Here is a 14,699-nt window from a genome sequence, read left to right as displayed (position 1 = left end):
ACAACCAAGCGAAATTAAAACCTATATCACCTAATGGCAGTTACGGCTGCAGTTAATTAACTGTCAATTAGGAGAACATGTATGTCGAATGTAACGGTCGTATACACCAAGTCAGAGCTCGAGCGAGCTATCGAAAGGCAAGACAAAACGATAGCCGTAAAAAGTGCCTCGTTGGCTGATGACGTGAAAACATTAAAGTCAGCATCATCCGGTGCTTTTGCGTTAGCTGTCGGCTCAGCAGGAGTCTTTGCCACCAACTTCTGGAATCCGTTGGGGTGGGGCTCAGGTATTATTGGGACGTTATCTACAGGGACACTAGTCACTGCGATTATAGCCATTGGTCTCAGTTCGACATTGCTATTCGCTATCTACAACGATTACTCAATTAAGGGGCGAACATCGATTCAGCTGGCTGGTGGTAACAGCATTGATGCGGATTTGGTCATGGAGAGGGACTAACTATGGCTAGCATGAAACGAAACATTATTGCTGTTAAAACGCGCCCCGGTGAAATCCGTTTTGTTGCTGTTGCATCCATAGAGCGTGTGGAAGCGTTTGGTAACTACGTGAAGCTCTACTTCGGTAGTGAGCGCGTTCTTCATAGAGCGACTTTATCTGATATGGAAGAATTACTGGACGATAGATTCTTGTGAATCGCCACTAGTTCACTAGACACTCAGTAGCCGTTTTTTCAAAACGTTTTTCATACTCTACCGGCGATAACTGATCATTGGAACTGTGCCGGCGTTTCGAGTTGTAAAACATCTCAATATAGTCAAACACATCTCGACGAGCTTCAGCTCGGTTTGAATATATTTTCCGCTTAATACGCTCTCGTTTAAGTAGCTGGAAAAAGCTCTCAGCAACAGCGTTATCATGACAATTTCCACGGCGACTCATGCTGCCTTCCAGATTATTGCTCTTTAGGAATGAGCTCCAGTCATGGCTTGTATATTGGCTTCCTTGGTCGGAGTGCACCACGACTTTCTGTTTAGGCTTTCGTCGCCATATCGCCATGAGTAGCGCATCAAGAACTAACTCTTTTGTCATTCGTTGCTGCATTGACCAGCCGATCACTCGTCGCGAGAACAGATCAACAACCACCGCTAAGTAGAGCCAGCCTTCATGGGTTTTAATGTAGGTGACATCGGTTACCCAGGCCTGGTTAGGCTGCTCAGTATTAAACACCCGGTTTAATCTATTAGGCGTAACGATATGAGAGACACCACCACGGTGGCGAGGCTTACGATAACCAACCTGAGCCTTAAGCTGGCTTAGTTTCATCAACCGGTGAACTCGATTGATACCAATCCGCTCACCATATTCGCGCAGGTCGCTGTGGATTTTTCGATAACCGTAGACGCCACCAGATTCCAGCCAGAATTGCTTAATAAGACCCGTCTGACGAGCATCGCGCTTTTGTCGACGCGAGCAAGGCTCTTTGAGCCACGCATAATAACCACTCGGGTGGACGTCCAGTAAGCGGCATAACTTACGTATCGGCCAACAGTCCTTGTGATGTTTAATAAAGGCGTACCTTAGTCGGACTGCTTCGCGAAGTACGCCGCGGCTTTTTTTAATATGTCACGCTCTTCAGTGACACGCTGTAACTCTTTTCTTAAACGTTTTAGTTCAGCCTGCTCTTCGGTTTGAGCTGCGTGTTTTTCTGCTTCTGGACCGTACTTCTTAACCCAGGCATATAAACTATGAACGGAAACATCGAGCCGTCTTGAAACGTCAGCAACAGAATAACCTTTATCGGTAATTTGCCGGACAGCTTCGATTTTAAATTCTTCAGGGTATCGGTTGTTACTCATAAGCACCTCTTTTATGCCATTATCTATAGCTATGAGGTGTCTAGCAAATCAGTGGCGATTCATTATTTCCCAGGTGACCAACGCCGTCATGGACGAAGTAAAGGTCTGGCAACATCGACCACTGACAAAGCTTTACCCGGTCGTTTACCTCTATTGTCTGGTGGTTCGTAGCCGTGACTCCGGCGTTGTTCAAAATAAGTCGGTCTACCTGGCGCTTGGCATTAACACCGACGGTGAAAAGGGCTCCTCGGCCTGTGGGTGGCACAATCTGAAGGCGCTAAGTTCTGGTTATCCGTGATGAACGAGCTTAAAAACCACGGTGTCGATGACATCTTTATCGCCTGTTGCGATGGCCTGAAGGGCTTCCCGGAAGCCATTGAAGCGGTTTACCCAAAAACTCAGGTGCAACTGTGCATTGTGCATCAAATTTGCCACTCGCTACGCTACGTAAACTGGAAACAACGCAAGACCATCGCAGCTGACCTCAAATTGATTTATGGCGCAGCAACACGGGCTGAAGCCGAGCAGGCTCTCGAGCTGTTTGCAGAAAAGTGGGATGAAGAGCATCCGACCATCAGCCGTTCATGGCGTGCAAACTGGAAGCGGCTGAGCGTGTTCTTTGAGTACCCGGTAGAAATCCGAAAAGCTATTTACACCACCAATGCCATTGAGTCGCTAAACGCGTCACTGCGCAAAATCACCAAGACGCGGCGGTCATTCCCGAATGACGAAGCCGTCATGAATGTGTTGTACTTGGCCTTGCATCAGGCCTCGAAAAAGTGGACGATGCCCATACGCAACTGGAAACCGGCCATGGCGCAATTCGAGATCATGAACTAGGATTGGATTTAACAGTGCAATCAGTCATTTACACAAAATCTTTTACAGTCTCATTGTCGGCATTCTTATGCTTCGTTTATGCTTTCGAACGGCTACAATTATATGTGGGTAGCGAACCAGTTAGGGCATTCTAACTGGAATATGCTCGTACTAAGGTATGGACGATGGATTAACTAAGTTTCAGGACTGCTATCGTCTTTTTGAGCTTTTTTGCTTGTTTGCAATGAAAATTCTGACTTCCATTTTTCAGCCATTAACTCACCGATGACCATCGCTTTTTGTTTGTTAATTTCTTCTACTGAAAAATCTTTACTAGCTTCATCATTCGTTTGATCTACTACATGCTTTGCAAGCACCGAAAACTTAGTTAGCTCTAAGGATTGGTTATTAATATTATTTATAATGTTGATGCAATACTTCGCAAGACTTAGCAAAACAAACGAGACAGTTACCATGGCGGCAGTGACCGGGAATTTTGCTACTAAGAAGTTCAACGCGTCATCGAGATCATCAAATTCTTTACCAGAAAATGACAGGGCTTGTTCAATAATCACATCTACTGAACACCAAAGCAAAATCAAACATACAATAATAGCAAAGTAATAAAAATAGTTTATATTTCTGCTATGACTTCTATAGCCTTTAACTGTGTCGTTATAGTTACCGATTTCGCGATTTAAACTTTTAAGCTCAAGATTCTTGCCTTTGACTGACTTGTCTAACCTGGATAACTCTGCATTCTGTTTTTGAATAATTTCATTTTTAGTTTGGGTTTGATCTAAGAGCTTATTGAACCGCTCTTCGGCTCTTTCACGCTCTATTTCAAAAGTTTTAACCTCTCCACGGACTTCGGCCACGTGAGTTTCTAATTCTTCAATTTGACGTAGTAATATGTCATTGTCTTTTATTAACTCATTGTGTTTTTCTTTTTTATTATTAATTTCGCTTATAACCTCTCGGATATCACTAATATCAGATAAAATACCTGAGAAATCAGATTCTTCGTAGTAATAAATTGTTATGGACTCAATGAGAGTTTCGTCTTTTAGGCGAATTTGTATTTCATCGCAAGAAGAAAAAATATCGCAAAATATTCCTGCTTTTGATTCATTAACTTCGTATTTTTTGTATTGAGGTTCACCTGCAAGCTTTGAGACAACTGATAGAGAGTCACTGGTCAATTCTTTTGCTGTGATAATTATCTCTGCTACAAATCGACGTTCTCTAAATTTTAAGTTGATTTCACCATCTATACTATCAAAACCTAACTGATCCTCTTGGTTTATTAGATATCGATTATTATTTGCTATACGACCGTCTACGTCTTTTTTTTGTAGTTTTCGATAGTATTTTTCAGTTTTTATTTCTTCCAAACGCTCAAAGCTTGACATATAAACTTTTAAAGTTAATAGTTGTTGCGTTAACAATGCTGAAATTTAAAGTGGTTGTCAATTAATGGCACATATATTTGATAAATATAGAAGGTTTGTGGGTTCAACGCCCGCCAGATCCACCAATTCCATATAAAAAGCCGCTCATTCTGAAGTGACCCCATAAAGTTGCACGTCAGGTGTAGACTCTATCCTAAGAAGTAAACCGGATAAATGAGGAGTGATAGATGAGACAGGCATTATATATCGCCCACGGTGGCGGCCCTATGCCACTATTAGGCGACAAAACTCATGAGAGCCTGAATAAAGTGCTTCAAGGTGTGGCCGCACGGATGCCTAAACCCGATGCCATTCTTGTCGTTAGCGCTCATTGGGAAACTGATATACCGCATGTAACCACGGGTGAGAAACCGGAACTCATTTATGATTATTACGGCTTTCCACCGGAATCTTACCAAATCACTTATCCGGCACCTGGCGAGCCGGATCTGGCTAAGGAACTACTGGGCGCAATAACGGCGGCGGGTATCGAGTCGGTGGGGGAGTCGGAGCGTGGTTTTGACCACGGACTTTTTGTGCCTCTTAAAATTATGTTTCCGCAAGCCGATATTCCCTGCGTGCAGCTGTCTTTGATGAATACGCTTGATGCTAATGCTCACATGAAATTGGGAAAAGCCCTGGCTAACCTAGATTATGACAACCTGTTAATTTTGGGATCCGGTTTTTCATTTCACAATATGAAGGCATTTTTCTCCCCGGAAGACGCAAAAGCAGATAGTAAAAACGCAGAATTTCAAAACTGGTTAGAGCAAGTATGCAGCAGTGAAACGCTAAATGAAGAAGAGCGCGCCGATAAGCTCAGCCATTGGCAACAAGCACCATTTGCCGAGTTTTGTCATCCGCGCGAAGAACACTTGTTACCGTTGCACGTTTGCTACGGCGCCGCTGGCAAAGCTTGTGACGAAGCTATTACCGTAACAGCGCTTAATAAAGAAGCTCGGATGTTTTACTGGCAGCTAAATTAGTCTGTAGTTAGATATCTTTTCGAAGGTAATGCTCGCCTTAGTATGGTTACAAGACCATTAATTAAATGGCAACTGCTGATTATGGTTCGGCCATCTGAGGTTGCTGGCGCTGCGCTATATTGGCATTACTCAAGAGGATGCTGATAGGGCCTTTGCTGAACTCGAGCTATAGGGGCTTATAGCCCCTATTTTTTGATTTGAACGCTCATGAATGAGTTTGTCTTGTCAGAGTAAACCGGGTGAATCACGTGTTATTAGCAAAACTCAAAATTTCTGGAGAATCATTGGCGTTAGCGACAATTATCTCTCTTTGAGAAGCGATGTTAACGGCTTCAAAGTACGCTTCTTCAAACCCTTTGTCTGTTGGCTTTTCTACTGCCAGCATCATGTTGTGAGGCAACACTATCTGTTCATGTTGTAGGCGTGTGAGTCTATCTATCCACTGAGCTGCATGTTCGTAGGCTGCTAATGGCGTTTTTTGTTCAAACGCAAGAGGCCGAATGACTTTTGTACTGTTAGCACTTTTTTTAACGAATGGCAGCTTGAATTCACTGAGCTTTGTTTCGAGCACTTGAGCCTTAAAGTCTTTTACATTTTCACGTTTCAACAGTTGACGAATGTTTTGTTCTATTATGCTCTCGCGATACTTTTCGCTAAGGAAGCTTCTTTCGACATAATGCTCGTACAATTCGATGAGCTTATCGTCAATGTTATTAACTACTGCAGTGCTAACTCCCCCAAAAGAGATCACGCCTTCTCGGTGCCGGGTCAGCTCCTGAAATAACGCAGCGGTAGCTTTTCCTGGCTTGTCTATGGCGAATTCTTTTAGGCGATTAAGTTCGGCCTCTAAAAGTTGTAATGTGCTGCCGAACAACTTGCCATCGAGGTCTTCAAAGAATTGATTAACACGACCAAAACGCTTACGTGCAAGTTTAAACTTAATTTTACCGGTATCGGGGGCACAAACGACCACACCAACATTAGCAAACTCTTGGGTTTCAGCGAACGGCATAAAACGCACAGTGGCATACATGCATAACGTATTCATTATATCCGCTCCCAGAAGTTGTCATGGTTTATTAGACCTAATGTTAACCGAATCTGTTCCATAAAGTCATCTGTTAGATCCCACTCATCTGGTACCAGCGAGAATATTTCATCAAGCTGTCGAAGACAGTTACTCGCGCGATCTTGATAAAGTTGTCGCGATAATAAATCCCGCTGTTGTATCCAGGCGTCTCTGCCGAGGTGATCTTTAGTAAAGTCGTAAAATTCGAAGCTATCATCAAATGCCAAGTTATGATCTAAAGCCCAAAAGCGCTGCTCGGCAGGTTGATAGAATACATTTGGGTTGCCGCCCTTCATTGACAAAGTACGATCGCCGTTACGGACCCAAAGATCGAATATAAATAAGTTTGCAGCTACTTCCTGTCCAAAGTTCATCATTAGTTGATAGTTGACTTCTTGAAGACCATCGATAAATTCGGAAGCAAACGCATCATCTTCGCCGAGAGAGTCTTGTGCCTCCTCGTTGTCCTTTAACAACGTATTTTTTGCCATCATCGGCGACACATAAAAAGGGCTGAGTGCTGCCTTGCTCTAAGGGCCTGATAATTTCTTTTATCTCAATCATGTGTGGCTTCTGATCCTTACGCTCACCAAGGTTCTCAGATTATCGACTATCTCAACAAATCACAAACCTACTTTACCAGTAGGCGGTTAACGACAATCTAATTTTATTCAATCCTGAAGTTAAACGTCTCGTGCATTGACCGTAAACAGGTCACCTGGGCCGCCACTCGTTTACCATCAATAACGCGCCTAGGGTCAACCATGACAAATCCAAAGAATTGCAGAAAGCGATGAATAAAGCGTGATTCAATCAAAACGGCAAGTTTGTCTCTGTCCGACATGTATTCTTCCTCGTAGAGTTCATTGAGCAAATCAGGAAATGCCTGAATCATCTCATCCACCAACCGTTCGTGTGACTTATGATGCTGAAGTCGCCACAGCATGAATAGCCAGAAGTGCTGTAAAGGAATTTCATTTTCCCAAAGGTCAAAATAACCCCAATTGTATTTGTAAACGGCTGTTTCTAGCATGATGGGGAAAAACGATTCCAGGCCAGCTCGCTGGTATTGGTGTTTAGCCCAGGCAGAGACGTGGAACTTATTACTTTTTAGCTTAAAAATCCCCGCGATTTTAGCAAGAACACGGCAGTAATGCAGTGCGTTAAACTTGTCTTCATTGGCGCCTGCAAATTCACTAATGCTGATGGCCCGCTCGAATGGAGCAACAGCAAATTCGGGTAAAAATGCGCTGGCTTCTTTCACTAGCGCCGCCGGGAGATTCCCCTTGGCGGTCGCCTTAATCTGCCCACCGTTAGCTAATGCTGTCTCCAGCATCAGTTTTAAATAACGCATTACCGGACTGGTGCTTAAATCAGATGGCGTATTTATCGTGATGCCTTCTAACTCGGGAAAAGGGGCATAAAGCCAGTTATTAACTTGCCCAGGAGCCAGGCCGCAGAAGTCTTTGTGAGGTGTGGTATTAATTTTATTGGATTGGTGCTCGGCGATAATATTCAGCTCGTCCATCGAAAGATCAGGATTCATCGCCAACATCTGCTCGATGCTATCAACAAAGTCAGCTTGTTGTTTACCAACACCACTCATGCAACATCGCTTATATTTTTTACCGCTGCCGCAGGGGCAGGGTTCATTGCGACCGATCTTTGCCATTAATCGACACCTTATTTAAATTTATTCAGCCTATCCATTAAAAATCCGTCCAGCCATCTGATCCAACCTGTCCTTTACACTCTCCTAGTTCGGCATCACGCGGTAACACGAAGCGCTCGTTTTTCATCATTTCAATGATGAACTGTGGCTCATCACCATACTCTTCTGCATATTGGTCGTAATGGTCCTGCCATACATCCGAGATGTATTTTAGGAAGAGAGTGGTCAGAATGAAGTCTTTATAGGTGTCGGCACTGACTGTACCACGAAAGGTGTCACAAGCGTTCCAGAGTGCTTTGTTGATGCTGTCCTGGCTAATCGTTGTCATTGTTATTAACGTCCCCGTACAACTGATACTAAGCGTTATTGTTATCGCTCATTTGCAGTCATTATGCCACGGATAGCATTGATGTCACGGGTTCAAGTTTGGAGGAATGGTGCGACAGTTTGGGTCGCACTCTCATCGAGTATGGGTAGTCAGGGTAATACCAGTTCGATTGGGCAAGCTACTTGGGCTTGTTAGTGCAGCTTTCTCATTAATGCGGTGATAGCAATTGAGATGGCCTTTTTATCAAACATATTTAGTTTGCGCTGCGCCCATTTAGCACCAGCAGGCCAATAGGTTAATGCTTCTATTACACTATCCGCGTCTGGATTTACGTTCCCCTCAGTCATCAGCCAGTCAACTGTCGCGAGCAGCTCGAGTCCAAAGGGAGATTCGAACCCTTCAATAATTTCTGTCGCTTTGTCCAATGCATATTGAAACTCAGTTGCTTCGGCTTGTAGGAAAGCTGCAACGGTTTCCCGCTTATTATCATTAAAGGCAATCACATCTGTCGCTTTTGCGTCGGGAATACGCTTGTCCGACTGTAAATAGCTGCCATCTAATCGATTTAATAAGTGCGTTAAGTCACTGGCATAGGGTCCGTAATTTCTGGGCTGAAAGGTCAGTCTAAGTGGGCTCTCTTTCCCTTCTTGCTGTATGGCTCGTTGCAGGAACCATGCAAGCTTTTGCACCTCAAGTAGGGTACATTCATTACCTAATACCCAGTAACGTCTTATCAGCTCTGCAATCATTGCTCGAGCAGCTGTTAGTTGCTCAACTCCAGATTGTTTGCTGACGTTTTGGTACTGCTGCGTAGGCTGATAAATTTGAATATCGATGTCAGTCATATCGCCCAGATGCTTTTGTATCAGGGGAAGAACGTTATCCCAGTCTAAGCCACCATTGCCTGCTCCTAGAGGAGGGATAGCAATTGAGCGAATGTTATTATCAATAATGAAAGCTCTTAAATCTTTTAACCCTTCTTCAATCCATTCTATTTTTGATTTGGCACGCCAATGTTGCTTTGTCGGAAAGTTCACGATCCATTGAGGGTTGACCAGTTCGTTGGTGTGAGTAACGAACATTTTGCCTGTCTTCACTTTATTCTCTTTACAGGCCTGAGAATAGGCTTCCATATTTGCAGGAAACCTTTCTTTAAACATCAAAGCGATCCCTTTACCCATAACACCGACGGTATTTACGGTATTAACAAGGGCTTCAGCTTCAGATTCTAATAAATTGCCTGTCTTATAATTGAGCATCAAAAGTACCAATCTGGGCGGTTTATGACTTTTATATTTTGACCGTAGTTACCGACTTTTTGTTCGATAAATTGTTTTACTTTTTCGTCATAACACACAATACCTTTTAAAAGTGTAATAGGGAAGTGACGGTGGATTAAAGCCTCTGCCTGGTATCTATCGAGCTTGCCTAAGTCATTGAAGTCACGTTTAAAGTCACGCCGTTGGATGAGGTCGGGTTCTACCCCGTTATTACGGACGGTTTAAAATCGCACTAAACTGCTGATCTTGTTTTGCCAGTCTACGACGCATTCTTGGATTATGAAACCGTTCAATATAATCAAAGATGTCTGAACGTGCTTCATCTCTTGTTCGATAGCGGCGGTAATTCACTCTTTCACGCTTCAGTATCCCAAAAAATCCTTCACAGGCAGCGTTGTCGCTGCAATGACCGACTGCGCTCATGCTGCTGATCAGGTTATTAAATTTGAGAGCACGCTGATAATCACCGCTGGTAAATTGAGCGCCGCGATCCGAATGTAAAATCACAGGCTGACTACTTGTTCGTTGCCAGACGGCCATTTCCACTGCGCGAATGACCATGTACCGATCCTGACGGTGATGCATGGACCAGCCCACTATCAGCTTGCTGTACAAGTCTAGCACAACGCACAGAAACAACTTGCCTTCGGTGGTTGTCACCTCGGTAATATCGGTGACCCATTTAGTTTCAGGCTCTGCCGCTGTGAAGTCACGTGCCAGATGATTTTTAAGACCTTCGGGCCTAGCGGCCTGTCGCTTTCGGCCTCGTCCTTTCTTACGAGGCCAGCCCTGAACGCCATTGACGGCCATTAAGCGGGCAACCCGATTCAGACTCAGTCGTTCACCTTCAATAGACAGATCTTCATGCATACGTGGTGCGCCAATGACACCACCACTGTCCTCGTGGATCTCCTTAATGCGGGTCAGAATGCGCTGATTTTCCACATCACGGGCACTGGCCGGTCGTACTGCCCAGGCGTAATATCCGCTGGGTGACACTTGCAGGCATCGACACATTAAGCGTATCGGAAATTTATCGCGGCAACGCTCTATCGCCTGATATCTCAGGACGACTCTTTTGCGAAGAACGTTGCCGCTTCTCGCAAAAAATCCCGTTCCTTTTTAAGTCGGGCATTCTCGCGTTTAAGCCGCGCCATTTCTTCGTCGCGGGGGTTACCTGAGCCTTTGAAAGCTTCTTTAGAGGATGGCTCGGCTTCACGCCGCCAACGGCTGAGCAAATTGGGGTTAATACCGATTTCTATAGCCACCTGGCGACAACTTACACCGGGCTGTTTTGTCAACGCTACGGCTTCACGTTTAAACTCTGGGCTGTACTTTTTTCGTTTGGTCATGAACACTCCTTATGGGCATATTATGCCTCGTTTTGGATGTGTCCGTAAAATCTGGGTAGAACCCGTCCCAGTCGATCGTTCTAATGCTGTTCAGATCGGAGTAGTAATTAGCTAGTGCTGAGTATGCATGGCTGTCTGTATAAACGTAGTTTAAACCAGCCTCATTAACGTCGTACAGACTTGAAACGAGTATGATGATTTCATCATTGTTGCGTTGGACTACACCACCTCGCCCTGTTTTTATGTTGTAAAGCATCGGCGAAAAAGGAGTGAAATAGAAGGGAACATAATCACTTAGCATTCCTCCTGGCGCAATTGGGACCTCTTTCTTCGACCGCTTATCAATGAGCTCTTCACTGCCTATACTTACCCAGTCATCAGACTTATATTCACTGCTTGAAGCGTAAACCCCGTGCTGAAGAATCCACTCGAGATTATCTCGGTGGATAATCCGCCATATGAGCGCTTTTTCGGGATTTAAACTTTTAGACATGCTTTTCGTCCGCTATTCAGAATAGAGTATGGATATTAACTGACTTAGCCGGTGAGTTCGAGATCGTTCGGCTTATCACAGGCTTGCCTTAAAGTATCAAGAAAAGAGCTTATATTTCTAGAGACATGGGCTTCATCTGTATTCAAACGAAGTAGGGGGAGTCCAGCTTTCTCTAAAATACTATTTTTAAGCGCGTCTCGGCGCTTTTGCTCCGGAGTGTTATGGTGTCCACCATCAACCTCAATAACAGCTAATGGTTGCTTGCCAACTCTGTAATAGAAAACGAAGTCACATCTCGATAGATTCCTCATGAATGTGAGCTCGGCTTGAGTCAGGTCCTCTAAGTTGGGAGAGACTAACTGGATGAGCGCAACCTCAGCATGAAACGTAAACTCTCTATACTTTTCGTCGGATAACAACTGACGCAGTTCTTGAGCAACGATTTGTTCTGACTTGTACTGTGAGTCTTCAGGTCTTAATTTTGTTCTTAGCTTTTCTAGTGACCGATCGTACTCGTCATACAGTAAATCGAAGGAAGAAATAACAGGCGCGTGATATATACTTGATTGATCACCGTAATACTCCATATAACGAACTAATGCGGCGATACTGCTGTTACCAGCAGTAAAAACATTGTCGCCAGTGACTAGAGTAAACTTCTCTTTAGCACGAGAAACGGCAACGTTGACAAGGTTAGGGTTGTCGACGAACGTAATCTTACGTTCACTTTGATTGCTTAGCTTTTTATCTAAGACGGTCGAAAACACAATCTCATCACACTCGCGTCCTTGAAATTTATGCGTTGTCTTTCTAACAAAGTCTGTCGGTAAGTGAGAGCGAGATAGGTTAACTTGTGCATTGTATGGTGCTATGAACCCTTTACTATTCCTTTCGTCCCATCCCGCTCCTTCATTTTCAGTCTGAACTTTAATGAGTGATTCTAACTCTCTTTTGTTAGAGTAACCTCGTGCGTGATTGCCTTTAGCTGTGACGATAAGCTCCAGAGGATTTTTAGCGGTGTCGTCCCTCATTGGAATGAGTTCATTATTATAGAACTGTTGGTTACAGAACTGAATGATCTTAGGGTGACACCGATAATGCTCTTTAAGCAAAGTTATTGGAATGGATCCGCTGAACACTCGAGTAAAAGATTCAAGCAAGCTGTGTTTTTCACAGTCATACATGTCACTTGGCGGTAGTATTCCCGTCTGATTAGGAATATGTGGAAGCTGTTTTCGGTCACCTACAATGATCACGTTTCTCGCGCATCCTAAAGCTAGTATCCCAGGAATAATATCTTGCTGAGAAGCTTCATCGATGATGGCAAAATCTAGGATCGTTCCTTGATCGAGAGAGTTTATAATCGAATGAGTACTGCTACCCATTATAGGAAAACGCTGCAAAAATTGATGAAAATTTTGACGGTAATTTTCTGAATCAAAGTCTTCATGGGATGATACTTGATCAAATAGTGAGCTTTTCAGGTACGCCATTGAGGAATTAGTAACTGTTTCGAGCAAAACCTTAAAGTTACTCTGCTCAAGTATTTCTTCTTGCGTTTTTAATGCTGCTGTTTTCTCTTGTAAGGCGTAGTCGTAATAAAGAAGCTGAAGCGCATGAATGACGCTTTTTCGCTTCTCCCATGTATTAAAGAGTTTGGTTCTGAGAATACGGAAATGTAGCCATAGTTCGAGCCGATTCCATAGCGTAATGCGCTTTTCAGAAATATCGGTAAGGTAAGCGATAAAGTCCGTTATTTTTTGTGGAGACAGCTTATATTTGTTCGGTTGCATTATCGGCTTATGAATACTTTTGTCCTGCCAACCTAACAAACGTTTGCGCTCGATTTTTAATTCACTGATTTGGCTTCGTAGCTTAGATGCTTCATTTTGAGCGCTGAGAAGCTGCTCTAGTCGTTGTATTTGGCTTGTTATATCTTCAAGTGGCTTAGCCTGGTTAGGTTTTTCCTTTGGCTTCATAGGTAAACTTGCGAAGAAGTCTTTTCGATTCTGAACACTACCTAATTTGGCAGCTAAGTAACCTAAACTACTTTTTTCTAACTTTTCGTAAACGTTCTCTACTGCAGGATTGTTATTGGAAAGAATGGCTGCCTTTTCCCCTCGTAAAGCGATATTAGCGAGAATATTTAGTATTGTTTGTGTTTTCCCTGTACCAGGCGGCCCCTCAATAATACTGACTTGAGAGCAAAAAGCCTGCTGGACAGCTTGTTGCTGACTTAAGTTAATTCCGAACGGGTATACTAGACCGTTCGGCTTGGCCCTTTGTTGACTTTTTCCTGTGCAATAAGAGAATAGAGCAGTTTCTGGATAAGGTTCTATTTTTTCTAGTTGCTTAGCTATGTTCTCGGCAATATCCCGCTCTTCTCCCGAGGGAGCTAGGTTCATTCGAGCATTGGTTACTGAGGTAAAATAATTAAAGACGGTGCCGTTTTTGATGTTGGCCGTATCAGTAAATTCGATAGCGTCCATCTTCATTAGATATGGCTCTGATGAGCCAGGGTAGTGAACAATGGCATATTTATTAGCGTAGATTAACGCACTCTCGATAGTACTTACTTTGGAGCCATTCTTTGTTATAAGAAGCTTGTCTTTGACTTCTTCAGTAGGAGTGATCTCACATTCTTCTAGAGAACGAAAGAAGGCTTTATCAGAGCGAAAGATGCACTTAAGAACGAACTGTCCCTCTGAACCTTTAAATATTTTCCAATCAGCTATTTGTCGGGTTTTATCCTGGCCATTTACTATTAGTGAGAACATAAACATTCCGTGTTGTGATGAAAAATGTATGGATCGGCACTGACATTATTTATGCGGCACTGTTTTTCTTCACTTCGTCAGCCAGGCTTTCAAGCAAAGTTGTTTCAAAGACTTGTACTTCATTTGATAGGAAAGACTTATAGCTAACTTTTAAGCGGCAGAACTTGAGCAAATCTTGTCTTACTTCTTTTATGCTATCCGGCGAGACCAAAAATTGTAGATTTTTGTCATCTTCTAACTGCCAGAAACTGATTACTAAAAAGCTCTCATTTGCTGCTATAGCAAAGTGTTCAGAAAACTCACCAACTTGTACGCCGAATCTTTTACCGAGCTTTTCCTCTAGTTTGGATTGAAGCTCTTTCATCGTTATGGCTTTTCCATCCCAAGTCATCTCGAAGCTTTGAATTAAAGCAGGGCCCAACCCTTTATTGGTAAGCGTGTAGGAAAATATTAGCGGGTTTGTTTTTTCATCAAGGAAGTCTGATAAATAGGGTTTCACACTTGCTAAGTAGTTTCTTTTATTCCATGCATGCTGGCGCCAGGCTACCGCGCATGAAATGGCTGCTGTTAATGCGGTAAAAAATGTTGCGATGACCACAAAGCTATTCATTTTGAGTAGCGTCCACGTTTTAGATTTATCGGATTAGTTTTTCAG

The 14,699-nt window shown here is 43.4% G+C and carries 13 protein-coding genes and 3 pseudogenes; 4 read left to right on the top strand and 12 right to left on the bottom strand.

The genetic code is table 11. From position 1 onward, the window contains the following. Window positions 1–81: 81 nt before the first annotated feature. On the top strand, window positions 82–459 hold the full coding sequence (locus tag IL_RS08330; RefSeq protein WP_011234867.1) for a hypothetical protein: 378 nt from the start codon (window positions 82–84) through the stop codon (window positions 457–459). Between the two features lie 2 nt (window positions 460–461). Next, window positions 462–653: a LytTR family DNA-binding domain-containing protein gene (locus IL_RS08325; RefSeq protein WP_011234866.1), complete on the top strand. Its 192-nt coding sequence runs from the start codon at window positions 462–464 to the stop codon at window positions 651–653. A 7-nt stretch (window positions 654–660) separates the two neighbouring features. Here IL_RS08325 and IL_RS08320 read toward each other — a convergent pair. Continuing rightward, window positions 661–1,817, bottom strand: a protein-coding gene (locus IL_RS08320) for an IS3 family transposase (protein ID WP_406539773.1) whose coding sequence is annotated in 2 segments (ribosomal slippage) — window positions 661–1,583 and window positions 1,583–1,817 — 1,158 coding nt in all. Because the reading frame shifts where the segments join, the coding sequence is not laid out codon by codon here. 61 nt (window positions 1,818–1,878) lie between these two features. On the opposite strand from IL_RS08320, the pseudogene IL_RS08310 reads away from it, so the two are divergent. Beyond that, window positions 1,879–2,657 (top strand): annotated as a pseudogene (locus IL_RS08310) (IS256 family transposase); the annotation flags it as partial. Between the two features lie 173 nt (window positions 2,658–2,830). Here IL_RS08310 and IL_RS08305 read toward each other — a convergent pair. Beyond that, entirely contained in the window at window positions 2,831–4,048 is a 1,218-nt protein-coding gene (locus tag IL_RS08305) for a hypothetical protein (RefSeq protein WP_011234862.1), read from the bottom strand. A gap of 227 nt (window positions 4,049–4,275) precedes the next feature. Here IL_RS08305 and IL_RS08300 point away from each other — a divergent pair, with 227 nt between their 5' ends. Continuing rightward, complete coding sequence (locus IL_RS08300; protein WP_011234861.1) at window positions 4,276–5,073, top strand: DODA-type extradiol aromatic ring-opening family dioxygenase; 798 nt, start codon at window positions 4,276–4,278, stop codon at window positions 5,071–5,073. A gap of 244 nt (window positions 5,074–5,317) precedes the next feature. On the opposite strand, the gene IL_RS08295 is transcribed toward IL_RS08300, so the two are convergent. The 10 genes and pseudogenes from IL_RS08295 to IL_RS08250 form a co-directional block, all read right to left on the bottom strand. Continuing rightward, window positions 5,318–6,121, bottom strand: a complete 804-nt coding sequence (locus IL_RS08295) for a DUF3037 domain-containing protein (RefSeq protein WP_011234860.1) — start codon at window positions 6,119–6,121, stop codon at window positions 5,318–5,320. After that, window positions 6,121–6,706: pseudogene (locus IL_RS08290) on the bottom strand (HipA family kinase). The gene IL_RS08295 and the pseudogene IL_RS08290 overlap by 1 nt, the downstream one beginning before the upstream one ends. A 103-nt stretch (window positions 6,707–6,809) precedes the next feature. After that, window positions 6,810–7,814 (bottom strand): YecA family protein, encoded by a 1,005-nt coding sequence (locus IL_RS08285; protein WP_011234858.1) that lies wholly within the window; start codon window positions 7,812–7,814, stop codon window positions 6,810–6,812. A 37-nt stretch (window positions 7,815–7,851) separates the two neighbouring features. Next, the gene (locus tag IL_RS08280; protein WP_016341359.1) at window positions 7,852–8,142 is read right to left on the bottom strand and encodes a type I restriction-modification system subunit M N-terminal domain-containing protein; all 291 of its coding nucleotides are present in this window, start codon (window positions 8,140–8,142) and stop codon (window positions 7,852–7,854) included. Window positions 8,143–8,333: 191 nt separating this feature from the next. Further along, on the bottom strand, window positions 8,334–9,401 hold the full coding sequence (locus IL_RS08275) for a type II toxin-antitoxin system antitoxin DNA ADP-ribosyl glycohydrolase DarG (protein ID WP_011234857.1): 1,068 nt from the start codon (window positions 9,399–9,401) through the stop codon (window positions 8,334–8,336). Then, complete coding sequence (locus IL_RS13860; protein ID WP_081423225.1) at window positions 9,401–9,610, bottom strand: DarT ssDNA thymidine ADP-ribosyltransferase family protein; 210 nt, start codon at window positions 9,608–9,610, stop codon at window positions 9,401–9,403. Before IL_RS13860 ends, IL_RS08275 begins: the two co-directional genes overlap by 1 nt. 11 nt (window positions 9,611–9,621) lie before the next feature. Beyond that, window positions 9,622–10,774, bottom strand: a pseudogene (locus tag IL_RS08270) (IS3 family transposase). Continuing rightward, complete coding sequence (locus IL_RS08260) at window positions 10,740–11,267, bottom strand: type II toxin-antitoxin system toxin DNA ADP-ribosyl transferase DarT (RefSeq protein ID WP_011234854.1); 528 nt, start codon at window positions 11,265–11,267, stop codon at window positions 10,740–10,742. The pseudogene IL_RS08270 and the gene IL_RS08260 overlap by 35 nt, the downstream one beginning before the upstream one ends. 44 nt (window positions 11,268–11,311) lie before the next feature. Next, a complete protein-coding gene (locus IL_RS08255; protein ID WP_011234853.1) occupies window positions 11,312–14,044 on the bottom strand; it encodes an AAA domain-containing protein in 2,733 nt (910 codons plus the stop codon). Between the two features lie 49 nt (window positions 14,045–14,093). Then, complete coding sequence (locus tag IL_RS08250; RefSeq protein WP_011234852.1) at window positions 14,094–14,654, bottom strand: hypothetical protein; 561 nt, start codon at window positions 14,652–14,654, stop codon at window positions 14,094–14,096. Between the last annotated feature and the right edge of the window lie 45 nt (window positions 14,655–14,699).

Source organism: Idiomarina loihiensis L2TR, assembly GCF_000008465.1.
GTDB classification, from domain to species: domain Bacteria; phylum Pseudomonadota; class Gammaproteobacteria; order Enterobacterales; family Alteromonadaceae; genus Idiomarina; species Idiomarina loihiensis.
Note: the sequence above shows the minus strand (reverse complement) of the source record. Positions and strands in the feature narration are given on the sequence as shown.